Source organism: Streptosporangium sp. NPDC051022 (assembly GCF_040683035.1).
Lineage (GTDB): Bacteria > Actinomycetota > Actinomycetes > Streptosporangiales > Streptosporangiaceae > Streptosporangium.
On the sequence record NZ_JBFBCF010000026.1, the window covers coordinates 14,904 to 39,054 of the forward strand.

The 24,151-nt window shown below is 71.1% G+C and carries 23 protein-coding genes; 7 read left to right on the forward strand and 16 right to left on the reverse strand.

From position 1 onward, the window contains the following. Positions 1 to 151: 151 nt before the first annotated feature. Positions 152 to 997 carry a universal stress protein gene (locus AB0N02_RS33125; RefSeq protein WP_363954455.1) on the forward strand — a complete coding sequence of 282 codons (846 nt, stop codon included), beginning with the start codon at positions 152 to 154 and terminating at the stop codon, positions 995 to 997. Between the two features lie 57 nt (positions 998 to 1,054). Here AB0N02_RS33125 and AB0N02_RS33130 read toward each other — a convergent pair whose 3' ends face one another. Next, positions 1,055 to 1,729 carry a pyridoxamine 5'-phosphate oxidase family protein gene (locus AB0N02_RS33130; protein WP_363954457.1) on the reverse strand — a complete coding sequence of 225 codons (675 nt, stop codon included), beginning with the start codon at positions 1,727 to 1,729 and terminating at the stop codon, positions 1,055 to 1,057. Between the two features lie 322 nt (positions 1,730 to 2,051). Here AB0N02_RS33130 and AB0N02_RS33135 point away from each other — a divergent pair, with 322 nt between their 5' ends. The 4 genes from AB0N02_RS33135 (at position 2,052) to AB0N02_RS33150 (ending at position 7,534) form a co-directional block, all read left to right on the forward strand. After that, positions 2,052 to 2,948, forward strand: coding sequence for a universal stress protein (locus tag AB0N02_RS33135; protein ID WP_363954459.1), 897 nt, complete (start codon positions 2,052 to 2,054; stop codon positions 2,946 to 2,948). 85 nt (positions 2,949 to 3,033) lie between these two features. Further along, positions 3,034 to 5,352, forward strand: a complete 2,319-nt coding sequence (locus AB0N02_RS33140; RefSeq protein WP_363954461.1) for a heavy metal translocating P-type ATPase — start codon at positions 3,034 to 3,036, stop codon at positions 5,350 to 5,352. Positions 5,353 to 5,603: 251 nt separating this feature from the next. Next, complete coding sequence (locus AB0N02_RS33145; protein WP_363954463.1) at positions 5,604 to 6,473, forward strand: universal stress protein; 870 nt, start codon at positions 5,604 to 5,606, stop codon at positions 6,471 to 6,473. 629 nt (positions 6,474 to 7,102) lie between these two features. Next, entirely contained in the window at positions 7,103 to 7,534 is a 432-nt protein-coding gene (locus AB0N02_RS33150; protein WP_363954464.1) for an Hsp20/alpha crystallin family protein, read from the forward strand. 93 nt (positions 7,535 to 7,627) lie between these two features. Here the strand turns inward: AB0N02_RS33150 and AB0N02_RS33155 are convergent, their stop codons facing one another. From AB0N02_RS33155 to AB0N02_RS33200, 10 genes are all read right to left on the reverse strand, one after another. Further along, positions 7,628 to 8,272 (reverse strand): V-type ATP synthase subunit D, encoded by a 645-nt coding sequence (locus AB0N02_RS33155; RefSeq protein ID WP_363954465.1) that lies wholly within the window; start codon positions 8,270 to 8,272, stop codon positions 7,628 to 7,630. Continuing rightward, a complete protein-coding gene (locus tag AB0N02_RS33160) occupies positions 8,269 to 9,642 on the reverse strand; it encodes a V-type ATP synthase subunit B (RefSeq protein ID WP_363954467.1) in 1,374 nt (457 codons plus the stop codon). The genes AB0N02_RS33155 and AB0N02_RS33160 overlap by 4 nt, the downstream gene beginning before the upstream one ends. Then, positions 9,639 to 11,315: a V-type ATP synthase subunit A gene (locus AB0N02_RS33165; protein WP_363954469.1), complete on the reverse strand. Its 1,677-nt coding sequence runs from the start codon at positions 11,313 to 11,315 to the stop codon at positions 9,639 to 9,641. Before AB0N02_RS33165 ends, AB0N02_RS33160 begins: the two co-directional genes overlap by 4 nt. Further along, entirely contained in the window at positions 11,303 to 11,815 is a 513-nt protein-coding gene (locus tag AB0N02_RS33170; RefSeq protein WP_363954471.1) for a V-type ATP synthase subunit E, read from the reverse strand. Before AB0N02_RS33170 ends, AB0N02_RS33165 begins: the two co-directional genes overlap by 13 nt. After that, the gene (locus AB0N02_RS33175; protein WP_363954473.1) at positions 11,812 to 12,024 is read right to left on the reverse strand and encodes a V-type ATP synthase subunit F; all 213 of its coding nucleotides are present in this window, start codon (positions 12,022 to 12,024) and stop codon (positions 11,812 to 11,814) included. The genes AB0N02_RS33170 and AB0N02_RS33175 overlap by 4 nt, the downstream gene beginning before the upstream one ends. Before the next feature lie 6 nt (positions 12,025 to 12,030). Beyond that, positions 12,031 to 12,372 (reverse strand): ATP synthase subunit C, encoded by a 342-nt coding sequence (locus AB0N02_RS33180; protein WP_363954475.1) that lies wholly within the window; start codon positions 12,370 to 12,372, stop codon positions 12,031 to 12,033. Further along, positions 12,288 to 13,625 carry a V-type ATPase 116kDa subunit family protein gene (locus tag AB0N02_RS33185; protein WP_363954477.1) on the reverse strand — a complete coding sequence of 446 codons (1,338 nt, stop codon included), beginning with the start codon at positions 13,623 to 13,625 and terminating at the stop codon, positions 12,288 to 12,290. Before AB0N02_RS33185 ends, AB0N02_RS33180 begins: the two co-directional genes overlap by 85 nt. Continuing rightward, the gene (locus AB0N02_RS33190) at positions 13,612 to 14,562 is read right to left on the reverse strand and encodes a hypothetical protein (protein ID WP_363954479.1); all 951 of its coding nucleotides are present in this window, start codon (positions 14,560 to 14,562) and stop codon (positions 13,612 to 13,614) included. Before AB0N02_RS33190 ends, AB0N02_RS33185 begins: the two co-directional genes overlap by 14 nt. Continuing rightward, positions 14,559 to 14,993, reverse strand: coding sequence for a hypothetical protein (locus AB0N02_RS33195; RefSeq protein WP_363954481.1), 435 nt, complete (start codon positions 14,991 to 14,993; stop codon positions 14,559 to 14,561). Before AB0N02_RS33195 ends, AB0N02_RS33190 begins: the two co-directional genes overlap by 4 nt. Positions 14,994 to 15,853: 860 nt before the next feature. After that, a complete protein-coding gene (locus tag AB0N02_RS33200; protein WP_363954483.1) occupies positions 15,854 to 16,381 on the reverse strand; it encodes a hypothetical protein in 528 nt (175 codons plus the stop codon). Between the two features lie 270 nt (positions 16,382 to 16,651). On the opposite strand from AB0N02_RS33200, the gene AB0N02_RS33205 reads away from it, so the two are divergent. Beyond that, positions 16,652 to 17,218, forward strand: a complete 567-nt coding sequence (locus AB0N02_RS33205) for a hypothetical protein (RefSeq protein WP_363954485.1) — start codon at positions 16,652 to 16,654, stop codon at positions 17,216 to 17,218. Between the two features lie 157 nt (positions 17,219 to 17,375). Here AB0N02_RS33205 and AB0N02_RS33210 read toward each other — a convergent pair whose 3' ends face one another. The 5 genes from AB0N02_RS33210 to AB0N02_RS33230 form a co-directional block, all read right to left on the reverse strand. Then, positions 17,376 to 17,507 (reverse strand): hypothetical protein, encoded by a 132-nt coding sequence (locus AB0N02_RS33210; RefSeq protein ID WP_363954487.1) that lies wholly within the window; start codon positions 17,505 to 17,507, stop codon positions 17,376 to 17,378. A gap of 236 nt (positions 17,508 to 17,743) precedes the next feature. Further along, complete coding sequence (gene mgtA / locus AB0N02_RS33215; protein ID WP_363954489.1) at positions 17,744 to 20,236, reverse strand: magnesium-translocating P-type ATPase; 2,493 nt, start codon at positions 20,234 to 20,236, stop codon at positions 17,744 to 17,746. Positions 20,237 to 20,249: 13 nt separating this feature from the next. Continuing rightward, on the reverse strand, positions 20,250 to 20,600 hold the full coding sequence (locus AB0N02_RS33220; protein WP_363954491.1) for a metalloregulator ArsR/SmtB family transcription factor: 351 nt from the start codon (positions 20,598 to 20,600) through the stop codon (positions 20,250 to 20,252). Positions 20,601 to 20,796: 196 nt separating this feature from the next. Further along, positions 20,797 to 21,084 (reverse strand): Sec-independent protein translocase subunit TatA, encoded by a 288-nt coding sequence (gene tatA / locus AB0N02_RS33225; protein ID WP_363954493.1) that lies wholly within the window; start codon positions 21,082 to 21,084, stop codon positions 20,797 to 20,799. Between the two features lie 70 nt (positions 21,085 to 21,154). Next, the gene (locus AB0N02_RS33230) at positions 21,155 to 22,525 is read right to left on the reverse strand and encodes an LCP family protein (RefSeq protein ID WP_363954495.1); all 1,371 of its coding nucleotides are present in this window, start codon (positions 22,523 to 22,525) and stop codon (positions 21,155 to 21,157) included. A gap of 453 nt (positions 22,526 to 22,978) precedes the next feature. On the opposite strand from AB0N02_RS33230, the gene AB0N02_RS33235 reads away from it, so the two are divergent. Then, positions 22,979 to 23,836, forward strand: coding sequence for an ion transporter (locus AB0N02_RS33235; RefSeq protein WP_363954497.1), 858 nt, complete (start codon positions 22,979 to 22,981; stop codon positions 23,834 to 23,836). Positions 23,837 to 24,151 lie beyond the last annotated feature (315 nt).

Here is a 24,151-nt window from a genome sequence, read left to right on the forward strand (position 1 = left end):
CCGCAGTCGTCAGGGCTGATCGGCCCTGTGTCCCGGGACCTTCGTCGGAAGATCGTCCGATCTCCGTCAGGGGCCAAGGTCCCGGCCTCCGGGGGCGATCGCCCCTGGAGAGGTCCCTTCCGGCGCGGTCCCATGGAAGAGAGGAGGAGCCATGACCGAATCGATCGCCGTCGGAACCGATGGCTCGGCCGCCGCGGCGACGGCTCTGAGGTGGGCGGTCGACGACGCCGCCCGCAGGGGACTGTCCTTGCGGATCGTGCACGTCGTGGACCATTGGCCGCACGACCTTCTCGGATTCCCCGCGCCGGAGCGGGCGGCTCACCTGAGGCGTCTCGGAGAGACGATGCTCGCCGAGGCGGCCGCCTCGGCGGCGGAACAGGAACCGGAGATCCGCCTGTCCACCGAGCTGATCGAGGGCGCACCGCCGGAGGTCCTGCGTGAGCAGGCGGAGACGGCCGTCGAGTTGGTGGTCGGCCACCGGGGGATGGGGGGTTTCGCCGGAGCACTGCTCGGCTCGGTTCCCCTGCGCGTGGCGGGTCATGCGCGCGGCGCCGTGGTGGTCGTCAGATCGAGCGCCGCCGGGCCGTACGGCGAGGTGGTCGTGGGCGTCGACGGTTCCGCCGTGTGCGAGCCCGCCCTGGGGTTCGCCTTCGAACAGGCATGTCTGCGCGGATGCCCGCTGCACGCGGTGTACGCCTGGCGGTCGTCGCCGGGAACCGTACCCGAGAGTCACCTTGACCTGGAAGGGGTCCGCCGTGAGCGGCGCGGGGTGGCCGCCGGGCAGCTCGCCTCGTGGCGGGAGAGGTTTCCCGGGGTCGGCGTCGCCGAAGACGTGGTGTGCGCCTCTCCGGTCCCGGCACTGGTGGCGGCCTCGGCGCGAGCGGACCTGCTGGTCGTGGGGTCCCGCGGTCTCGACACGGTCGGCTGCCTCATCCTGGGGTCGGTCAGCAGGGGACTCCTCCACCACGCTCGCTGCCCTGTCGCGGTCGTCAGGTGAGCCGGGCAGGTCGCCGAGGCGCCGGTCCTCACATGATCGTGAGGCGGCCGTGCGGCCTCACAGGGTGTGCTGGATGCGCCTGCCGCTGATCTCCGTGGGGAGGATCGTGACGTACAGCTCGCGCTCGCCGCCCGCCCACGGCTGGACGCCGGAGGTCCGCGCCTCCGCCTGTTCGTCGCCGGTCGTGACATGGTGGGCGCCGCCCCGGATGAGCACGCTCCACCCCTCGCGGCTGGCGTCGTCGATCCGGTCGACCTCGAAGGCGACCTTGAACTCGACCCCCTGGACACCGGTGCGCAGGCGCTCGTCGAGCGGGCCGCCGAAGGCGGTGCGGAAGACCACCGCCCCCTCGTGCACCGCGTAGTTGACCGGCAGGACCACCGGCCCCTCCGGCTCGTTGAAGGCCACCCTGCCCACGCCACCGGGAGAGATCAGCCGCAGGCACTCGGCGGGGTCGAGTTTCTCCAGGCTTGGCCGCGCGGCGGGACGGCCGCGGCCGGGAGGCAGGTCCACCGTCCCGCCGAGCAGTTCGGCGATGCCGACGCCCAGGGCGGTGGCCAGCTTGCACACGGTCTCGACCGGCGGGGCGGCGGGGTTCTCCTCCAGGTACGCCAGGTACAGCGGGTCGAGCCCGGCCCGGCCGGCCAGCTCGTCGCGGGTCAGTCCCAGGTCCTCACGCCGCCTGGTCACCCGGCGGCCCAGGTCCCCCGGGGTCCTCATGTGTCCGGTCATCGGGATCTCCCAGCGAGAAGAGGACAGGCCTTCGCGGGCCTGCTGTCGCGCCCTCCCATTCCACCGCCGGGGAAGGGAAGGGGGGAGAGGCGGAAGTCCCTGGTGGAGGGGTCCTTCGGCCGCTGCGGAAGACACGGGGAACAGTCAGGTGAAAGAGAGATCGGGGAAGGACACATGGTGCGCGTGCGGCGACGTCCGCTGCGGCGGACCGGCGGGAAAACGGGTCCAAAGTCCCTGAACGATGGGTCCGCCGTCTCTGGGGTCTTCCGTTCCCGTGGCCGACGCTTGACCTGATGGTAGATCCGTACGTGAGGAGGACGAAATGGCGCCGAACTCCACCGGTTCGCCGGTTCCGGGGGCGCACGACGGCCTTGTGCCGGTCGTCGTCGCGGTGGACGGCTCGTCGGAGGCGGCCCGGGCGGTGGAATGGGCCGCCGACGACGCCTTCCGCAGGCGGGTGCCGCTGCGGATCGTGCACGTCGTGGAGCGCGGCCCCTACGACATCGCCCGCTTCTCCACGCCCGAGTGGCCGGGAATCCTGGTCGTGAACGGCAGGAAGGTACTGGCCGAGGCCGAGCAGGTGGCGCGCCGCCGCCGGCCGTCGGTCGAGGTGGACACCGAAGTGGTTCAGGGTGACGTGGTCCGGGCCCTGTGTGAGCAGGCCGGGGGCGCCACCGAGATCGTGCTCGGCAGCCGGGGACTGGGCGGATTCACCGGGGCCCTGCTCGGATCGGTGAGCGTCCGCGTGGCCGGGCACTCCCGCGGCCCGGTGGTCATCGTCCGCCCCGGCGGCGAGCAGACGCGCCGCGAGGTCGCCGTCGGCGTCGACGACGACCCGCGTTGTGAGCCCGCGCTGGATTTCGCCTTCGAGCAGGCGAGGCTGCGGGGTGGCGTTCTGCGTGCCGTTCACGCCTGGCAGTTGCCGGTACACGCCTTCGCCCCGGAGATCGTCTACGACATGGACGAGATCCGCCGCGCGCAGTTCCAGGTCGTCAGGGACAAGATCAGCGCGTGGCAGGAGAAGTTTCCCGAGGTGACCGTGCTGGAGGACGTCCAGAGCGCGCACCCCGTCGACGCCCTCGTCGACGCCTCGGCCATGGCGGACCTGGTCGTCGTGGGCTCGCACGGCAGGGGAGGCGTCGCCTCCGCGCTGCTGGGCTCGGTCAGTCGCGGGGTGCTGCACCACGCCCGCTGCCCGGTGGCGGTGGTCCGGTCCTGAGCCCCGCGTGCGCCGTCGGCGGGGAGGACCGATCGGCGTCACCCCGTTTCCGGGCGAGCCGGTTCGCAGCGGGAAGGCTGAGAACATGCGAAGGTTCGGTAGCACCGCGTTCGTGGTGGTCACCGTGGCCGGGCTGTCGGCCGGGGCCGCGCTTCACCTCGCCGGAACGGCCCTGGCCGGGGACGCCGTGTGGGCGGCCGTCACCGTGGTGGCCCTGGTTCCCGCGCTCTGGCAGGTGCTGTCGGCGCTGCGGGAGCGCAGGCTGGGCGTGGACGCCATCGCCGTGCTCGCCCTGGCCGGGGCGCTGGCCGTACGGGAGTATTTCGCCGGTGCGGTGATCGGGGTGATGCTGGCCACCGGCCAGGCACTGGAGGACTACTCCCTGCGCCGGGCCCGCCGTGACCTGACCGGCCTGTACGAACGCGCCCCGCGTTCGGCCCGCCGCTACGAGGACGGGACGCCCCACCTGGTGGACGTCGGTCTGGTCCGCCCCGGCGACCTGCTGCTGGTACCCGGCGGCGAGATCGTTCCGGTGGACGGGGTGGTGGCCGAGGGCCTGGCGTCGCTGGACGAGTCGGCGCTGACCGGGGAGGCGCTGCCGGTCGAGCGTCCCGCCGGGCAGGGGGTGCGCAGCGGCGTGGTGAACGCCGGTGCCGCCTTCGACCTGCGGGCCACCCGGAGCGCGGCCGAAAGCGCCTACGCGGGAGTGGTACGGCTGGCCCGCCAGGCAGAGGCCGGTAGCGCCCCCGTCGTACGGCTCGCCGACCGGTTCGCCGCCTGGTTCCTGCCCGCGACGCTGCTGCTGGCCGGTGCCGCCTGGCTGCTGTCCGGCGACCCGGTCAGGGCGGTCGCGGTCCTGGTCGTCGCCACCCCCTGCCCACTGCTGCTGGCCGCGCCGGCCGCCATCGCCTCAGGCCTGTCCCGTACGGCGCGCCACGGCGTGGTGGTCAAGGGAGGGGGAGCGCTGGAGAGACTGGGGCAGGCCCGCACGCTCGTCCTGGACAAGACCGGCACACTGACCGCGGGACGCCCCGAGGTGGTCGACGTCGTGGCCGCGCCCGGCGTCCACGCCGACGACGTGCTGCGCCTGGCGGCCGCACTGGACCAGATGTCCTCCCACGTGCTCGCCGCCGCGATCGTCGACGCCGCCCGCGCGCGTCGGCTCGGGCTGCCCCAGCCGGCCGAGGTGCGCGAGAAGCCGGGCACCGGTACCGCGGGACTGGTCGAGGGACACCGGACAGAGGTCGGCAAGGCGGCGGCCCGTTCCGACTCGGGATGGGAACGCGCCCAGCGGGCCAGGGCCATGCTGGACGGGGCCATGACCGTCTGGGTCACGGTCGACGGCCGGACGGCCGGGGTGATCCTGCTGCGCGACGCCGTACGGGCCGACGCCGCGCGGACCCTGCGGCGGCTGCGCGCCACCGGGATCGAAAAGGTGATCATGCTCACCGGAGACAGGGCCGAGGTCGCCGAGAGCGTGGGCACGGTGCTCGGCGTCGACCGGGTGCTGGCCGAGCAGACGCCGGCGGCCAAAGTGGAGGCGGTACGGCAGGAGGCGGCCGAGGCGGTGACCGTGATGGTGGGCGACGGGATCAACGACGCCCCGGCATTGGCCGCCGCCGACGTCGGGGTGGCCATGGGCGCCCGGGGATCGGCGGCCTCGGCCCAGGCCGCCGACGTGGTGCTCACCACCGACCGCCTGGACCGGCTCGCCGACGCCATGGACGTCGCCCGCCGTTCCCGCCGCATCGCCGTACAGAGCGCCGCCGCCGGAATGGGACTGTCGCTGCTGGCCATGGCGGTGGCCGCGGCCGGGGCGCTGCCCCCGGCGGCCGGAGCCCTCCTGCAGGAGGCCATCGACGTCACGGTGATCCTCAACGCGCTGCGGGCGCTGCGTCCCACCAGGGGAACCAGGACGGCGGTCGACGCGGAGACCGAGTCCCTGCTGCGCCGCTTCGAGGTGGAACACTCCACGCTGCGGCCGCCCCTGGAACTGATCCGCGAGACGGCGGACCGGCTGGGCCAGAGCCCCCCGGCGGTGGCTCTCGACCAACTGCGAGAGGTCCACGACTTTCTCACCGAGCGCCTGTTGCCCCACGAACGCGCCGAGGAGCAACGGCTGTACCCGGCGATGGGACAGGCCCTGGGCGGCCCGGAGGTCACGATGACCATGAGCAGGGCGCATGCCGAGATCGAGCGCCTCGCCCGCCGCCTGAGCGGCCACCTCACCATCGCCGGGACGGAAGGACCGCGCCCCGAGCAGCTCGACGACCTGCGTGCCTGCCTCTACGGCCTGTACGCCGTCCTGGTGCTCCACTTCGACCAGGAGGAGGAGGCCTACTTCTCCCTGACCACCGCTCCGGACTCCGTGCGCCCGGCGTTCTCCTCCTCCCGCCCACCGTGAGCCGACCCCTCGGAACCTCCCTGCCGGGTCCTCCCATCGAACCGGTCCGATGGCACCCATCGGTGTGGGCCGAGCCGCCGGTGGTCCTGGCCCGAGATCCATGACCTGGTAATTCACCGGTGAAGAGATGCTCCTTGGTCTCGCCCCAAACGGGACAGAAGTCCCACGAACGGGTGACATCAGGCCGCTGCGATCGATCGGTCCAGGGCGTGGGATGGAGGTGGGACGTGGGCCTACCGAAGGAGAGAACCATGAGTCGACAGATCGTCGCCGGTACCGACGGCTCCCCGTCCGCCAACGCGGCGGTCGACTGGGCCGCCGACGACGCCGCGCGTAAGGACGTCCCCCTGAGGATCGTGTGCGTACGCGAGCCGTGGGCGAGTGATCTCCCCTTCCGCGGCGTATCCGGCATGGAGAACGCCCTGCGCGAGCACTGTGACGAAGTGCTCGCCGCGGCGGCGCGTCGAGCCCGCGAACGAGCGCCGCAGATCGGGGTGAGAACGGCCCAAGTGATCGGTGCCGTGACCGAAAGGCTGAAGAGCGAGACCGAGAGCGCCGACACGCTCGTGCTCGGCAGCCGTGGGATGGGCGGCTTCGCCGGGCTGGTCCTCGGCTCCGTCGGCCTGGGGGTCGCCGGCCACGCGGACTGTCCCGTGGTCATCGTGCGTCAGGCGCCCCACGCCGTGTACGGCGAGATCGTCGCCGGGTACGACGGGTCCGCCCACGGCGACGCCATCTTGGAGTACGCCTTCGAACAGGCTCGGTTGCGCGGCGCACGGCTTCGCGTCGTCTACGCCTGGCAGGCCCCGACGTTCGCCTCCCACGCCGCCGGCTACACCGATCTGCTGAGCGAGACGTTCGAGGGTGAAGCCCGTACGGCCCGTCAACGCCTGGCGCCGTGGCGTGACAAGCACCCCGATGTCCACGTGGCGGAAACCATGCTCTGCGGTCACCCGGTGCCCGCCCTCGTCGACGCCTCGCGCGCCGCAGACCTCCTCGTGGTCGGCTCGCGAGGCCTGAGAGGGCTTCGCGCCGCCGCGCTGGGTTCGGTCAGCCACGGTGTCCTGCACCGTGCCCACTGCCCCGTCGCCGTCGTCCCGTCCCGCCAGGGGGTCCTGTGAGACACCGGCGCCTTCTGGAGGACGTCCTCTCGCCTTCCCGGGCGGGCGCGCCCACCCGGACCACGAATCCGCTCCTGTCCGGCCACGCACCGGACGGGAGAACCCTCTCGAGGGAGATGTCATGGCCACATCAAGTTCTCCCGCTCGCCGCGTGGGTCTCGCGGCCGCGGCCCTGGGAGTCGGCGCAGTCCTGACGGCCTGCGGCGCCCCCGGCGGTTTCCAGGACGCGCTCCAGGCAGTGGGGCCACGGATCGGGCAGGCCCGGTCGTCCGAGATCACCCGGCCGGCCGCCTGGCTGGGAAGCCGGGGAGAGACCGCTCCCACCCCGGGTCCGTGCATGATGGGTCCGCCCGGCGGGGGGAACGACGAGCGGGGTCCGTGCCACCGTGGGCCGGGCGATATGGGGCCCGGCATGGGGCGAGGCCCGCACATGATGGGCCGATCCGGCCTGGAGTCTATGGGCGGGGCATTCGGGGCCGGCTTCGACTGAGGCTCCGGACGAGCGGCCCCGGGCTCGAAGGCCGGCGGCCGAAAGATTGAGGAATCAGGGACCTATGGCCGCTGTGCCGGTTCCCCGCGAGGAGTGAGATGGGAAGGAGAGGAAGTCTCACAGAGACCGGGAGGAACTCATGAGCACGCCCATGCGCCGTGAGCAGCGAGGACTCGTCCCCGAACTGTTCGACTGGCTGGACCTTCCCTTCGCGGCCCTGCGGCCGGCAGCGGCACAACCCATCAAGTTCGAGGACTACGTAGAGGACGGTCACTACGTACTGCGGGCCGAGCTGCCGGGCATCGATCCCGAGAAGGACGTCGAGATCACCGTGTCCAACGGCATCCTGACCATTCACGCCGAACGGCAGGACGAGCACAGGGAGCAGCAGCGGACGGAGTTTCGCTACGGCGCCTTCACCCGCTCGGTCACCCTGCCCTCGGGGGTGGACGAAAGCGATATCAAGGCCGTCTACGACAAGGGGGTTCTGAAGGTCAGCGTCAGACTCGCTGAGAAAGATCAGGGCGGCAGGCGTGTCCCGATCGAATCCTCCTCGCCGTCGGAGGGCTGACGGAATACTCGGGAGGGCCCACCCGAAGTGGGTCCGTCCCGCGACTGTTCGCCCACGCCGTCCGGCGGGGCGACCGGGGCGGCCGGCGGGTCGTCAGCCGCGAGCGGGATTCGAGCGATCGCGAGTGGCCCCCTCACCGGAGCCGATCGCGCGGCGGACCCGGGCACCGTCGGAGCGCTCCATCTCGTCGAGGGACAATGCCACGGCGGCGAGTGCCTCCTCCAGACGGGGAAGCAGGTGATCCCGCAGGGAGCGAACCCTGCGGCCCGTCATCGCCGCCTCGGCCGCCACGATCCGCGCCGCCTCACTGGCGACGGCGTGCTTCAGAGCCGCGCGCAGGGCGGCGAGGTAGGCCTCCCGAGCCGGGACGAGGGCGGAGGTGACCGGGAGCGGCGCCGATCCGTCGGGCCTGGGCGGCCGGCAGGTGAAACGATCCGGATAGCTCGTTCCCATGGCGTCGACCCAATCCACGCGGACGTCGGTGAGGCGACCGTCCACGGCGAGCCGGACGGCTCGACGGCCGCCGAGCATGGTGACGCGCAGCAGCCAGGTGTCGGCTGCCCGGCATGTGGACTTCCACTCTTCGCCGGTGCGTGAAGTGAGCAGAGCCAGACGTTCCTGTTCCCGGCGCAGGATCCGTAGTTTGCGGTCGAGCAGGACCAGCCCGCGCCGTGCGGCCGCCAGGCGGCGCAGGAGCCGCATCCGCCCGGCCCGGCCGGGAGGAACCCGAGATGTCATGGCCCCTCCCGGTAGCCGGTGTCGAGTGCCTCGGAGGAGAGCATGGACAGCTCTCTGCGCGGGAGCACGGAGACGACCTGCCAGGCCCGGTCGAACGTCTCCTCCAGGGAGCGCGACTCGTCGGGCCGCTGCGCCAGCAGCCGCAGCTCGAACGCCTCCGCCAGGGTCAGGTGGCGGCGGTCGGTGGCGCTGAGCGCGCTCTCCCCGACCAGTTCGGCCAGTTCCCCGGCCTGCCGGGCACGTGCCAGGGCCGCCAGGATCTGGGCGGCCAGGTCCATGTGCTCGGGCCGTGTCCGGCCTTTGCCGGTTCCCGCCCGCATCATCCGGGACAGGGAGGAGAGCGGGTCGACGTGCGGGTAGACGGGGACGTCGCGGCTCAGCAGGATCTGCCCCTCGGTGATATAGCCGGTCAGGTCCGGCACGGGATGGGTGATGTCCCCCGCGGGCATGCTGACCACCGGCAGCACGGTGACCGAGCCGGGCAGCCCCCGCACCCGGCCGCAACGCTCGTAGAGGGAGGCGAGATCGCTGTAGAGGTAGCCGGGATAGGCACGGCGGGCGGGGATCTCGCCACGCGTGGCCGACACCTCACGCAGTGCCTCGCAGTAGCTCGTCATGTCGGCCAGCACCACCAGGACGTGGCGGCCCAGGGCGAAGGCCAGATGCTCGGCGACGGTCAGGGCCAGCCGCGGGGTGAGCAGCCGTTCGATCACGGGGTCGTCGGCGAGGTTGAGCAGGAGGGTCAGCTCACCGGCCGCGGAGCGCTCCTCCAGCGTGTCGCGTACCGTCGCCGCGTCGGCGTGGGTCACGCCCATGGCGGCGAAGACCACGCTGAACGGCGTGCCGCCGGTGTGGGCCTGAGCGGCCACCTGGGCGGCGAGTCGCAGGTGCGGCAGGCCTCCCGAGGAGAACAGGGCGATCTTCTGGCCGCGGACCAGCGTGGTCAGCGCGTCGATGACCGAGATCCCGGTCAGTACGGGCTCGGCGGGGGGCACACGTACGGTGGGGTTGAGCGGGAAGCCGTTCACCGCGGCGTCCTCCGTACCGAAGACCGGAGGGCCACCGTCGAGCGGCCTGCCGTGTCCGTCGCAGACCCGCCCCTGCCAGCCCGCCCCGACCGGAACCCGGAGCGGGCTCCCGGTGAAGGTCACCCGTGTCCCCTTGGCCCGGACGCCCGAGGTGCCCTCCAGCACCTGCACGACCGCCAGATCGCCGTCAACCTCCAGGACGAGACCGCTCCTGTGCTCACCCGACTCCAGCTCGATCGACGCGTACTCGTCCCAGCCGACGCCCCGGGTGCCCCGGACCACGATCAGCGGACCGCGCAGCTCCGCCACGTCGGTGTACTCCACGGGGGCCCAGAGTGTCACCGCAGGGTCTCCAGATCGTCCAGTACCGCGTCGCGCCGTTCCCCGATCTCCTCTTCCGGCGCCTCCTTGGCGCGCAGGATCGACGAGAAGTCGCGCTCCTCGATCGAGGCGACCGGCACCCCGTGGCCGACGAGGTTCTGACACCGCTCGAGGATCGCGAGCAGCGCGTCGGCGAGCACGGCGGTACGGCGGGGGCCGCAGAAGGCGTCGCGCGAGCTGAGGGCGCTCTGCTGGAGGAAACCCTCGCGCAGCAGGCGTCCACCGAGCAGGACGACGCGTTCGCGGGCGGGCAGGGTCTCGGCCCCGACCAGTTCGGCCATTTCGGTCAGCCGGTCGGCCTCGCCGAGGAGATCGGCCACCCGGGCCCGTCGCGCTGCGGCGTCGGGGTCGCTCTCCGTCAGGGCTCCGGCGTCACGTGAGAACGACCCGGTCCAGGAGACGGCGGGGTAGTGGCGCGCGTAGGCGAGATCGCGATCCAGCTCCCACAGGGTGCGGACGAACCGTTCGGTCTGCGTGGTGACAGGCTCCGTCATGTCGCCGCCCGGGGGCGAGACAGCGCCGATGATCGTCACCGATCCCGTGGCGCCACCGAGCGTCACGACCCGGCCGGACCTTTCGTAGAAGGCCGCGAGGGCGGAGGCGAGGTCCGCCGGGTAGCCCTCCTCGGCGGGGAGCGCCCCGCTGCGGGAGGCGAACTCGCGGCGCGCCTCCGCCCAGCGCGAGGTCGAGTCGGCGATGACCACCGCGTCGTAGCCCATGTCACGGAAGTGCTCGGCCACCGTGACGCCGGTGTAGATGCTGGCCTCGCGCGCCATCATCGGCATGTTGGAGGTGTTGGCGATCACCACGGTCCGGTCTCCGAGCCGGCCGCCGGTGCGCGGATCGGTCAGCTCGCCGAGTTCGGCGACGACGTCCGCCAGTTCGTTGCCTCGTTCCCCGCAGCCGATGTACACGACCACGTCGGCTTCGCACCACTTGGCGATCTGCTGGAGAAGGACGGTCTTCCCCGTGCCGAACCCGCCCGGCACGGCCGCCGTGCCGCCCAGGGAGACCGGCAGCAGCAGGTCGATGACCCGCTGGCCGGTGGTGAACGGCACCGCCGTCTCCAGACGGAAGGCGTACGGCAGCGGTCGCCGTACCGGTCGGTGGCACGTCGGCCGCACCTCGGTGCCGCCGACGACCGCGATCGGGGTGTCCGGTGCGCAGGCGCCCGCGGGCCGGATCGAGGACACCTCACCCCCCGGAGAGAGCACCAGGTAGGGCAGCGATCCCGCGCCCTCGATCCTCCCGATCACCGTACCCGCTCCCGCCTCACGTCCCTCCGCGGCCAGCGGGGTGAACGACCAGCCGCCGGCGGGGCGCGCGGGGGTTGGAGCGGCCGGATCCAGCCACACCCCGGCCTCGGTGAGCGGGCGGAGCAGTCCGTCGAACACCCCGCCCAGCAGATGCGGTCCGAGCAGAGCCGACAGGGCGGAGCCCTGGAGGTCGGCGGGGTGGCCCGGCGACAGTCCGCCGGTGTACTCGTACGCCTGCACCGTCGCCCGGTCGCCGCGCAGAGCGACGATCTCTCCGGGCAGCCGGTGAGGTCCGAGGGCCACCAGTTCGAACATCGCCGCCCCGGCCAGGCCCTCGGCCTCGACCAACGGTCCGTTGACCCGCGTCACGGTGCCCACAGTCGTTCCACCTTCCCGCCGAGGGCGTCCACGGCGCGGCCGGCGAGGGCGTCGAGCGTACAGTCGACCCGGTGTCCTCGCCCCTCGGCGACCACGCCGCCGCCGGGATGCTCGCGTATGACCAGGTCCTCACCCCCCGCCGCGCGGATCATCGCGCTCACACGCTCGACGAGCCGGGGGTGGAGGGGATCGTCCCGCAGCGCCCTCACCGCCGCCACCGCACGCGTGCGCAGTTCCTCCAGGACCTCTCGCCGGGCGGCGAGTTCCACGCCGCGGGCCTGGTGCCGTACCCGGGCGCGCTCGGCGTTCTCACGTTTCCGCGCCTGCGCGGCCCCACTCGCCCGTGCCTCGGCGAGCAGGGCCTGCGCCTCCCGCCTGGCGGTCTCGACCGTCTCGGCGGCCTCCTTCTCCGCGGCGGAGCCGATCGCCGCGGCGTCCGCGCGTGCCCGCCGGAGCATGCCGTCGATCAACGGCGCCAGCGGGTCGTGAACCGTGGTCATCCGGGCATCACCACCGTCAGCGGCCCACCGGACACCTCGCCGACGGCGGCGGCCGCCTCCGGGGTGAGGATCACCAGGACCACGTCGGGACCCAGGGACCGCCACGCCGCACGTGCCGCCTCCGCGTCCTCGGCCGCGAGCACGACCGCCCCCGCCAGCTGGAATCCCGCCACGCGGACGGACTCGCCGATGACCGCTACGGTCCCCATGACGGTTCAGGCCCGTCCGATGAGGATGATGCCGATGACGAGCCCGTAGATGGCGATCCCCTCGGCCAGGCCGACGATGACGATGGCGCGGCCGAACAGCTCCGGCCGTTCGCTCATCGCCGCCAGCGCCGCCGCCCCGGTGTAGGCGACGGCGACGCCCGCTCCGATCGCCGATCCGGCGACCGCGATGGCCGCCCCGAGCAGCGCCGCCCAGCCGCCGGCCGCTTCGGGACTCGCGGCGGCGCTCCGGGCGGGAACGCCGGTCAGGGCCCAGATGAGGAGGGTGAGAGCGGTGAGGACGACGGCGATGTTGACGGTGTGCAGGCATCGCCTGATCCAGACGGACATGGCGTAGTCTCCTTGACCGCGAGTGGAAGGTGCCAGGGACGGAACGGTCGCCCCTCGGTCTGGAAAACCCGGGAGAACAGCTCGTAGTACTCCAGGCGCAGAGCCTGGACGGCGACCACGAATCCCTCGATGATGAGCGCGAGCGCGTTTCCCGCGACGAAGACCACTGCGGCGGCGACCGGAGAGGAGTGCCGCCACAGCTCGCTTGCGCCTTTCCAGACGATGGAACCGATGGCGGCATGGGTGAGGCCGAACGCGGCGAGCCGGGCGAATGAGGCGAGGTTCGCGCCCAGCCGCACGACCGCGTCGAGAAGCCGGATGGCGGCCTGAACGGCACCGCCCGCGCCGCCGCCCGCCTCGGCCAGGAATCCGGCGAAGGCCAGGGCCAGACCCGCGGCCGCCACCAGGCAGCCGACTCCACCGAGCCAGGAGAGGCGGAAGTACCAGCCGGCGAGCACCAGCCCGGATCCGGTGAACAGCGCCGCGCCGGCGATTCCCGCCGGAGAGTACAGTGCGGCAGGCCGGCCGCCCTCACGCCATCGGTTCACGACGCCCAGCAGATAGGCGGCGCCGAGCAGCAGAGCGCCCACGCCGAGCGCGGCCAGGAGGAGCGGAATCGGATGGGCGAGCGGCTCCAGCCACAGCACCGGGACGAGGCCTGTCGGCCCGAAGCACTCACCGTAGAGCAGCCCGAAGACCATACTGGTCAGGCCCGCGCCGACCACGAACGGCCAGGCCCGGCGGAACCGGGCCAGCCGTCGCGGACGCCGGAAGAACAGCCCGGCCCCGGCGACGAGCAGCAGCAGCCCGTGGCCGACATCACCGAACATCATGCCGAACATCAGCACGTAGGCGCAGGCGGCCAGAGGGGTGGGGTCGACGTTCGAGTACGGCACCGTGCCGTAGGCGGTGACGAGCGGGGACAGGGAGCGGCGCACCCCCTCCGATCGGAGCAGGGAGGGGGCGTCGAAACCCCTGGGCCGGGGAAGTGGCACGACGGCACCCCCGGCGGGCGCCACCCGGGCCGACAGCTCGGAGATCGACGCGGCGGGCGTCCAGCCTGCGAGCGCCGCGACCCCGTCGCGGACCACGGCCTCTCGCGACACCGTCTCCAGCGGCGCGTCCGGCGGCGTGGCGAACTCCACCGTCCCCGCGTCGGCGACCAGGGCCATCACCTCGTCCAGTGAGTCCGCCGGAGCCGCGATCGCCACCCGCTCCATACAGACCGGCCAGAGGGAGTCACGCCAGGTCATCGCCGCCCCTGCCCGGGGGCCGGATCCATGCGGGATGACCGGCGTCACCTCCCCGTGCGGCCGACTCCAGGGCTCCTCGGACCCGCCACGCGTCCGAGGCCAGGACGGCCACCGCCCCCAGGACCGGTCCGGAGGAGAACCCCGAGCCGGCCAGCAGACCGAGCCCCTCTTCCTCCACCCGCCTCCACCACCGCTCCTCGCCCCGCCACAGCTCCCGGGGGTCGGCGATGTCGCGCAGCGCCCAGCGCGCCGCCGATGGGAGCCGACCGGCCATCTCGGTGATCGAGGGAGCACCGGACGCGTCGGCGCCCAGGAGGGGCAGGCAGCGATCACGCACTCTGGGGGGAAGATCGAGACCTTCGGCGTGACGCACGCGGGCGACCAGCAACGCCACCGCCCCCAGGATCCACGTTTTGGCGGACGGGACGGCGTCGAGCAGCCGTGCCCCCCACGCCAGGCGCATGCCCAGCTGGATCTCGCGGTGGCCGTCGCCTCCCGGATCCCCCCAAGGGGAATCGGCCAGCACCGTCTGGATTTCAGCGGGTGAGGCGCATCGCCGTAGCCGGGACCAGGCGGTGTCCATGGAACCGAGGACGAACTCCGGCTCGCCCGGCCGGCCGGTGAACCGGTACATGAGCTCGTCCACGTTGGCCAGCTCGAACCAGCGGACAAGCACCCGCATCATCCGGCCACCCTCCGGAGGAAGCCAACCGGCCAGGACGCGCAGATGCCAGAGCAAGGCGGCCAGAACCGCCCACTGGGCCGCGGACAGTCCTTGGTCCCGCCGCACGTCGTGACCGTAGGAGGTGTCGGCCAGCACGGCCACCGCCTCGGCGACGGAGCCGCAGCCGGCGACCCTGCGGGCGAGTGAGGGGCCCGCCCGCCGACGGACGAGAGCCCTGGCCCGTGTCGAACCGGCGACCCAGGCGGCGGTCACGGCGAGTCACCCGCCAGGGACCTGACCATGGTGACCACCCGTGCCACCTCCTCCGGCATACGGGCCGCGGCCCGTATGCGAACGCGGTCGGCGGCGAGGACGGCCTCCCGCATGATGGCCGCGTTCTCCCGGTCACCTCTCCGCCGGGCGGCGGCCGAGGCCCGCGCCTTCTCCGCCTCCGCCTCCAGCCGTGCCGCCAGAACCATGGCGGCGGCCTGGGCGCGGCCGCGTTCTCGTATCTCCTCCGCGCGGTGTCTCGCGCGCTCGCGTTCACGGTCGCATTCGGCCTGTGTATCGGCGATGGCCGAGAAGACCGGGGTCAGTTCGGCCGCCGGATCGGCGGTGTAGTCGGCCGGAACCCCGGTCGGCGCCGCCCCACCCGGTACCCCGGTGGGGCGGAACCGTTCGAGGAAATCACTCAACCGGGCCATCGATCACCTCCACCTTGCCGTTTCCCCTGCCCGAATCCGCCACTTGAAGTGATGCCCGAAATAGACGAAAAATCGCCATTAGATGTCAAATATCCCGAATGGGTGACATGGTGGGCGAGATGACCCGTGGCCTGTTCGGGCCCCTCCAGGCCGGATGCCGATGCCTCGGCCAATCCCGGGAGGGTGTGACGTGTTGGCCGGACCGTGTGCGTTCAACGACTGGACGGCGGGAGATCCGGGACGGGGGGAGGCGGCCGACGCGCATGGCCGGACCGTGTTCCTCCTCTCCAAGGAGGCCGAAACGCCTGCCGTGCGGGCCCTGGCTTTGCCGGCGGCCCTCTAGAACGGCAACATGCCGCTCCACACCTTCCACGCGACCTTCGACGCCCGGTCCGAGCAGCCCCTGGCTCGCCACCGCCTGTCAGAGGTCTCCGGGGGTCTCGGTGGGCTGGACGTCGTCTCTTGAAGTGGCCGCACCTGACCGATCGGCCTCATCGGCGAGGCGAGGCGAGGCGATCGCCGCCGACGCCGAGGCGATCGCCGTGGCGGTCGCAGCCCGTCCGGCCTTCGTCGCCCCCTCCGGCCGACCTCTGTTCGTTCGATCGTCTCACCGGCGGTCGGTGAATCGCTCCCACTCGTCTCATCGATCACGCCTGCCGCCACTCTTCTGATCAACCTTCCCCTCTCCCCGCCGTCGACATCCCGATCGGGCGAGCCCGTCTGGGAGCATCGGGACAGCCGGGAGGCCCACGGCGGGGGCGGAGCGTTCCCCGCCTCGTAGGGGTTCCCTGACCTCCGGAGGTGCGAGGCGAAGCACTTCCGTCCATGAAGGTCGTCCGCATTCGTTTCAACAAGTGAAATCACCCGAACAAATGCGCTCCCCCCTGTCCGTCTTTGCCGGTACACCGGCCGAAAACAGGATTGAGCCAGACCGAACCAAGACCTCCCTGTGGCTTGCCCAATATCACGCCGTCGGCAATCTCGATCAGATTTTCGTCCGTCCCCCCGCGAGGCGAAACGCGGATCCAGTCATTTTCTGGATTGTACTCTGTGAGCCGGTTTCTCCCACCCGGAACCGCGATGGAAACACCGGCATCCAGTTCGCATTCCGCGTCCAGGGGCGCAGCTCCACGGACTCTCTTGGGTACTGGCAGATCTGACCTCACCCAGGAGCCGTGAGGATGGTATCCCCAGACGTAGAGTGCGACTCCCGTGCGAACATCGACTTCGATTTGAAGTGTATCGATTACAAAACTTGTCACCCCTGCTCCGGAGCGGCGTTCGAGCTCCGCCGGGTCCAGCGGGTGGAAGCTGAAACTGTACTCATCGTGCAGATATTTTAGAATGCCGGGCAGGGGGGCACCCTGAATTTGATTGATCGTTATCATTCTTTCCCTCGGTGGTACCGGGGTTGAGGAACGGCGGGACTCGGGTGGGTCCGGCCACGCTGCGGGAGCCGTCACCAGGATCGACACGATCTGTGTATCCGATGACATGACTCTTGGCGACACCCCGGATCGCGTTCTGCGGCCGTTCCACTCCGGCGGCCGGGCATCGCCCCGGAGAGTGTGCGGGTTTCGTTGAGATTCCGTGCACTCCGCGGTTACGGCACCGCGGTGCTGTCATGATCTTGGCGACGCTCACCGATGGGATCCGCGATGCCTCCTCGCTCGCTCGTGCTGCTGGCCGCCTCGCTCTGCACGGGCGGCCTCGCGGTTCTGGTGTACTTCCACGACTCCGACCTGGTGCTCCTGAGGGAGCATCTGAACCATCCGTTCGCGCTCGGTGCGCTGGCCTGCGTCTTGATGGCGTTGGCCGCCGTCGGGCTGCGGTGGATGTGGCTACGCATCGTGATCGTCGTTCTTGCCGGGCTGGGTGCGAGTGCCGCGCTGTTCGGGGGGTGGGTCGTTCTTGGGTTCACCTCTGCCAAGGGGGTCGGCTTCGTCGATGGACCGGCCCCGTACAGGATCCGGCTCCAGCGGTCGATGGCGGGTCTCGGGCCGGACACGGTGATGTGGCTCAGCGTCCGCAGGGACGACGGGTTGCTCAGCAGGGAGTGGGATTTCGGCTGCTTCAACGATGACGTCCCCGACGACGCCTTCGACTCGGTCAAGTGGACGGGGCCGAGCTCGGTCGAGATCCGGGTGGCCGACGGGCGAACGTTCCCCGTGGCCCTGGATCCCGCCTCGGGCCGGCCCCGGACCACCGCCGCCCTCGGTTGCTGACAGTTGCTGACAGCGGCTCCACCGTTTCGGCGGTCAGATCCCCGTCCACCGGCCGGTGCCGGCGGAAGCGTTCGTCGTGGCGGGTTGAACGCAGCCGGTCTCCGGCATCCCCAACGCCGGCACCGGCCGCGGGCGGGCTGTTCGACGTCTGCTCGGTCTAAACGAGCAGCGCCCACTCGCATAGGTCGAGTGCCAGCAGCATCGTCCACAGCATGAGCGCGGCGATTCTCTGTTGCTCTCCTGCCCGCATGTCTCCGTCCTGGCGGTTCGACAGCATGATGCTTGCCATATTGCGCAACTATACAACCGGAGATGTGGAAACGCGCGTGAGAATATCCACACACCCCTGTCGGCGGAGGCGAGGTCCCGAGATCGGATCCCACTGCTGGCGCCGGTCCGCGCAGGGCCGATCGCCGGGCCCGCCGGGGGAACGGGGGAACGGGGGCGGCTCACACCCGGTTCAACACGGGCGTCGACGGTCGTCCGCGCCCCGGACCCGAGCTCCTGCTCGCCAGGCTGTGGAGATCATGCCGGTGCTCGGTCCCGACCAGGTGTCGCGTCCACTCCGATGCCTGCCTTCACCGGGAGGTCCCGATCAGCCGACGGCCCGCGGCTCCAGCCTCTCCTGTTGAGGACCAGCAGCGCCCCGCCGTACAGGACGACCACCAGCAGCAGCCACAGATAGCTCGTGGCAGGCAGCGCGACCAGCCCCAGGGCGCTCGCCGGCGGCGAGAGCGGCAACAGCAGGCCGACCGCCGCCAGCGCGCCCGTGGCCAGTAGCAGAGGGGGCGAGACCCTGGTGGTCGGGCGTAGGAGCAGCATGATCACGGACTGGGTGAGCAGGTTCTCGATGAACCAGCCCGTATGGAAGGACGACTGGCTGTCCGCGCCGACGATCCAGGTCATGACCGCGAACGTGGCCAGGTCCACGACCGCGTTGAGCGCCCCGAAGCCGACGATGAAGCGGAGGATGCCGCGGGGCCGCAGCCTGAAGGGGCGGCGCAGGACGGCAGGGCCGACCCGGTCGAAGGCGAAAGCCAGCTGGGCGGCGTCGAAGCAGAGGTTCTGCACCAGCACCTGGACCGGCAGCATCGGCAGGAACGGCAGCGCCAGCCCCGCGACGAGCATCGCGATCACATTGCCGACATTGGATGACAGGACGATGCGCAGGTAGGTGACGATGTTGCCGGTGCTACGCCGCCCGGCGACGACCGCCTGGTCGATCGCGGACAGGTCCTTGTCGGCCAGCACGATGTCGGCGGCCTCGCGGGTCACGTCCACCGCGGCGCGCGGGCAGATGCCGACGTCGGCGGCGCGCATGGCGGGCAGGTCGTTGACACCGTCGCCGAGGAAACCGACGGTGTGCCCCGCCTCGCGCAGCGCCCGCACCACGCGGGCCTTGTGCTCGGGGGTGCAGCGGGCGATCACCGTGGCCCGTTCGGCGGTCTCGGCCGTCAGCTCGGCCGCGTCGGCCACCGCCTCCACGTCGAGCCCCAGGTCCCGGCAGACCCGGGCGGCGGTCTCCGGGTGGTCGCCGGTCAGCACCTTCGGGGTGATGCCCCGGTGCGACAGTACGGACAGCGCCACGGCGGCGTCCGGGGACGGCTCGTCGACCAGGGTGACGAAACCGACCAGGGCCAGCCCGTACTCGTCACCGAGGCGACGCCGGTCGGCCCTGGCCACGGCCAGCACCCGTACTCCGTCGGCGGCCAGCCGGTCGGCCAGCCGGTAGGCCTGTTCCGGCGCGTCACAGCGCTCCAACACCGCCTCGACGGCACCCTTGACCACGACGACATCTCTTCCGCCGTCGTGGACCAGCGCGCAGGAGAGCCGTCGCGCCGGGTCGAACGGCGTGGCGTCCAGCCCCTCGACGTCACCCAGGTCGGGCGCGCCCTCGAGGATCGCCTCATCCAGGGGATCCGGGGTCGGCGGGTCGGTCAGGTGGAGCGTCCAGAAGCTGTTGATCGCCGCCCAGCGCAGCGCCTCGGGGTCCGGCTCCCCATCCGGCCCCACGGACTCTCGGAACACGGGACGGTCCCGGGTGAGCGTGCCGGTCTTGTCCATGCACAGCACGTCGATCGCGCCCAGGTCGTGCAACGCCGGCAAGCGTTTGACGATCACGCCGCCCCGGGCCAGCAGCGCCGACCCCCTGGCCAGCGCGGTGGTGACGACGACGGGAAGCATCTCCGGCGTCAAGCCGACCGCGACCGCCACCGCGAACGGCAGTGCCTCCAGCCCCCTGCCGCGCAGCACCGCGTTGGCCACCAGCGCGACCGGCGGGATGACCAGCATGAGCCGGACCAGGGTCCAGGAGATCCCGTTCACCGAACGGTCGAACGCCGACAGCCTCCGCACCGGCGCGTGATAGGCACCCGCGAACAAGGTGCCGGCTCCCGTGGCCGTCACCACGGCCAGCGCGCTGCCCGAGGCCACGCTGCTGCCCTGCCACACCAGGTGGTCGTGGCCCTCGGGCAGGTCGAGTGCCTGCTTGGGCACCGGTGCCGACTCTCCGGTCAACGACGCCTGGTGCACGGTCAGCCCGCTGGCCCGCAGCAGCCGCACGTCGGCCGGGACCAGATCGCCGGGGCCCAGCTTGATCACGTCTCCCGGCACGAGCTGGTCGACTGGGATCTCCCGCTCCCACGGCTCGGCGTCCTCCGACGGGCGCCGCCTGACCGTCGCCGTGGTGGCCACCAGCCTCCGCAGCGCCGCGGTCGAGCGGTCGGCCCGGTACTCACCGTTGGAGCGCAGCAGGCAGCTGGCCGCGACCAGGAGCACGATGACGCCCGCCGTACCCCAGGAGGCGATCAACGCGGAGACCAGGCCCAGGGCGAGCAGGACCATCGTGAACGGATCACGCAGGCTACGGCCCAGGCGGCGCGGCCACGACGGCGGCCGCCGGCGGGGAATCGTGTTCTCGCCGTGTTCGAGCAGCCGCGCCTCGGCCTCCGACTCGACCAGGCCCCGCGGGCCGCTCTCCAGATGCCGCAGCATCTGGAGCCGGCTTTCACCCCTCACCGGCAGGGACGCCTCAGGCGCCCAGACCACGGGCACGTCCCTCGGAACGGCCCATCCGCTCGGACAGCCGTCCGATCAGGACCTGAACCGTGGCCACGACGTCCTCGTTGTCGATCAGGTAGACCACCCTGCGGCCCTCGCGCCGCGAGCGGACCAGGCCCGCGAGCTTCAGCTTGGCCAGGTGCTGGCTGACCGCGGGCAGCGCGCCGCCCACCCGCTCGGCCAGCCCGGACACGTCGCATTCCCCCTGCGCCAGCGCCCACACGATGTGCAGTCGCGGAGGAGAGGACAGCAACCCGAACGCCGCCGCCGCCTCGATCAGCACCTCGGCCGACGGGTCAACGCTCTCCCCGGTCGCCACCATTAGCCCCTCCTCCTGACCGGTGACAAGTCTAGGTGCGTCCGTCGACCGTCACGGAGCAGAGAAGCCGTGTGTCCGCGGGGATGTGGGAGAACCCCGTGGGCGGCGGCGTCGGCGACGTGCTTCCGTTCGGCGGTTCGGGCGGTCGGCCGGCCTGGACGATCCGGTCTCAGGCCGCGCGCGGGGACCGTCGATCCGATCAGGACTTCGGGGTGTCCTTGGCCGGGGCGTCCTGGACGGCCGCGGCCTGCGCACGCAGGCGGGCGGCCTCCTCCTCCAACCGTCTGGCCTGCTCCTCGACGGTCACCGGAGTCGGCGTGATCTCGGACCGGCGTTCGGGCTCCTGGTTGACCTGGGAGACCTCGGCCTTGAAGATCCGCAGGGATCGGCCGACGGAACGGGCGGTGTCGGGCAGCTTCTTCGCGCCGAACAGCAAGGCCGCCGCCGCTACGACGATCAGCCAGTGCATCGGGCTGAGAGATCCCATCGGCCTTCCTCTCCTGTGTGTGACCGGAATGCTATCCCAGTTGCTTAATTGCGCAAATGATATCCCACGGTCATGTGGCACACGAGTCCTGGGTCGCGTCGAAACCCGTCAGTTCCTCGGAGTCGGTGACGCGCTTGACCTTCAGGCCGCGCCAGTCGTCGCCGATGACGAGCACCAGCCGGGACGTCCGCGCCTCCTGGACCGGCACCGAACGACTCTTGAGGAGGTCTCGTGCCAGGGTCGGGACGCGCGTCTGCCCGTTCGGGGAGTACAGGATCGTGGTCTCCGGGGCCGGCTTGCCCACCTCGCGGACCCGGGCGATGTGGTAGCCGCGCTGCTCCAGGGCCGCGGCGACCTGGGCGGCCGTGGTCGCCCTGGCCGCGGTGTGCCTGATCTCGATCTCGATGCGTGAGCGGGCCACCTTGATCTGTCCTCCACGCAGCCTGGCACCCTTGGCGTCCTTGTCACCGGCCACGAGCCGGAACAGGGCGCCGGCCTGCGGCTGCACCCATTCCACCCGGCCGGGTTGGCTGAGGGAGTAGCGCCAGGGGACGGTGATGAAGCGGATCTGGCCCGCGGTGAGCCCCTGCGCGCTCTCGGCCAGGTCCTTCATCACGCCGGGCGTTAGCTCCGGGTCGGTGGTGACGGACTTGGTGGCGGCGTCGAGGAAGCCGTAGAGCCTGGCGGGATTGGTCAGCGTCTCGCCGCTCATCACTTTCTTGATCATGGAGGCGATGAACATCTGCTGCCGCTGGATCCTGCCGATGTCCGACCCGTCTCCGAGGCTGTAGCGGGCGCGGACGTAGCCGAGGGCCTGCTCGCCCTTGAGCGTCTGGCGGCCTGCGGGCAGGTGGAGCAGGGCCTTGGTGTCGTCGATCGGCTGCGGAACGCAGACCTCGACCCCGCCGACCGCGTTGACCATGCCCTTGAAGCCGACGAAGTCGACCTTCACGAAGTGGTCGATGCGGATGCCGGTCAGTGACTCGATCGTCTTCCACGTGCACGCGATGCCGCCGGAGTTGAACGACTCGTTGATCATCCCGATGTGCGGGGTCTGGCCGGCCAGATACTTGCCCGGGTTCGCCCGGCAGGCCGGAAGCCGCACGAGCGAGTCCCGGGGAAAGCTGATGATCATGGCGTTGTCCCGGTTCGGGGAGATGTGCGCCAGCATGATCGTGTCGGTGCGCTCACCCGAGATGCGGTGGCCGTACTTGGCGTTCTTGCCGTTGCGCTCGTCGGAGCCGACGACCAACACGTTGATCGCGGTTGTCGGGGCCTTCGGCGGGCGGGTGGCGCCCAGGTCCTGCTCGGTCACCTCAATGTGCCTGACATTGCCGCTGAGCCGGGCGTAGACGGCCGTGATGCCCCCGACCGCCACCAGCACCAGGGTGAGCAGGCCTGCCGCCGGCCACCAGATCCTGCGCCGCCACGTACTGCTCACGTACCACCCCGAGGGTCCGAACCGATGATGACATGCCCCTGATCAGCGGTTAAGGCCGATCAGGGGTTGAGTGAGGCTGCGATCAGGTGGATTCCAGACCGCATGAGGGGCTTCTCCGCTTCGGGGCCGCCGGTCGTCACCGGCCCGCGCGTCGAAGGCCCCTTCGGGAGGTGTCCGCGAACCGGCGTTCACGGATGCGGGTCGCGCGCGCCGAGCCATCATCTCTACAGTTGCGCAATTGGGCAATATAAGTTGTCTCCGTGTGGTGCAAACATGCGGGGACGCCGCGCCCGAAGGTCGTGCGACGCCGGTCGGCGCGCCGCGAGTCCGCGATGAACGGATCCGGACCGCTCGCCTATCCGGCGGCGGGCACTTCCCCTGGAGTTCTCAGTGATGGGTTGTATGGAGGGATCTGTCCGAAAGCTGCTGTCACGGGTTTGCGATGATCGGCGCGTGAACTCCGACTCCCCAGGGGCCGACCCGGTATCGGTACGAGAACGTGTGCGCCGCTCCCTCGAAAGTCCTCGTCTGCAGCGGGCCGTGGTCGTGGTCATCGTGATCAACGCGATCACGATCGGCTGTGAGACCTCCCCCTACCTCGTCGATCACATCGGCGGTCTGCTCCACGTCGTCGACAGGATCGCCCTGGCGGTCTTCGCCGTCGAACTCGCCGCCCGGCTGTACGCCTATCGCGGAGCGTTCTTCCGTGACCCGTGGAACTGGTTCGACGCGGTCATCGTGAGTGTCGCGCTGATCCCCGCCTCAGGCCCGACCTCGGTGCTGCGGACCCTGCGGATCCTGCGCGCGCTACGCCTGGTGTCGACCGTCTCCAGCATGCGCAACGTCGTCGGCGCCCTGCTGACCGCCATCCCCGGCATGCTGTCGATCGTCGGCCTGCTCGTCCTGGTCATGTACGTCTCGGCGGTCCTGGCGACGCAGTTGTTCGGGAAGATCGCCCCGGAGTACTTCGCCGACCTGCCCACCTCGCTGTTCACCCTGTTCCAGGTCATGACCGGTGAGGCGTGGCCGGACATCGCCGCACAGGTGATGGAGCGCGAGCCGTGGGCGTGGGTGTTCTTCATCGGCTACATCCTGATGACGACCTTCGTGGTGCTGAACCTGTTCATCGCCGTCGTGGTCAACGCCATGGACGACCAGAACACCTCGGTCGAGGAACAGCGCACCGAGGACCAGCTGGCCGTCATCACCGCGGAACTGGCCCGCCTGCACGCCAAGATCGACGCAATGCAGTCCCCGCGGAACGGTCACCGGCACAACGACCGTCACGCGGCGACCGAACCCACCGTTTGATCGCTCCATCGCTCCGAGGGGGAACCCCGGTGGGGCGGCGTCCGATCGCCGGTTGTTCCGCGGTGGAACTCGCGGGCGACGCCGCAACCGGGTGCGGATCCGGCACGGGGCCTGTCCTCCGGAGCTCATGAGATGCCAGACGGGATCAATGCTCCACAAAAATCCCTTTTCTCATAAAAAGTCTATTTCTGTCGGAAATCGGGCGCCCCTTTTGGGGGAGGCGTGCGTTCGAGATGGGGGAAAACCTCGACGGTGGGTCAAGCGCCGGTCTGCGCGACGGATTTCCCCTGTCGGGGATGCTCGCTGATACGGTCC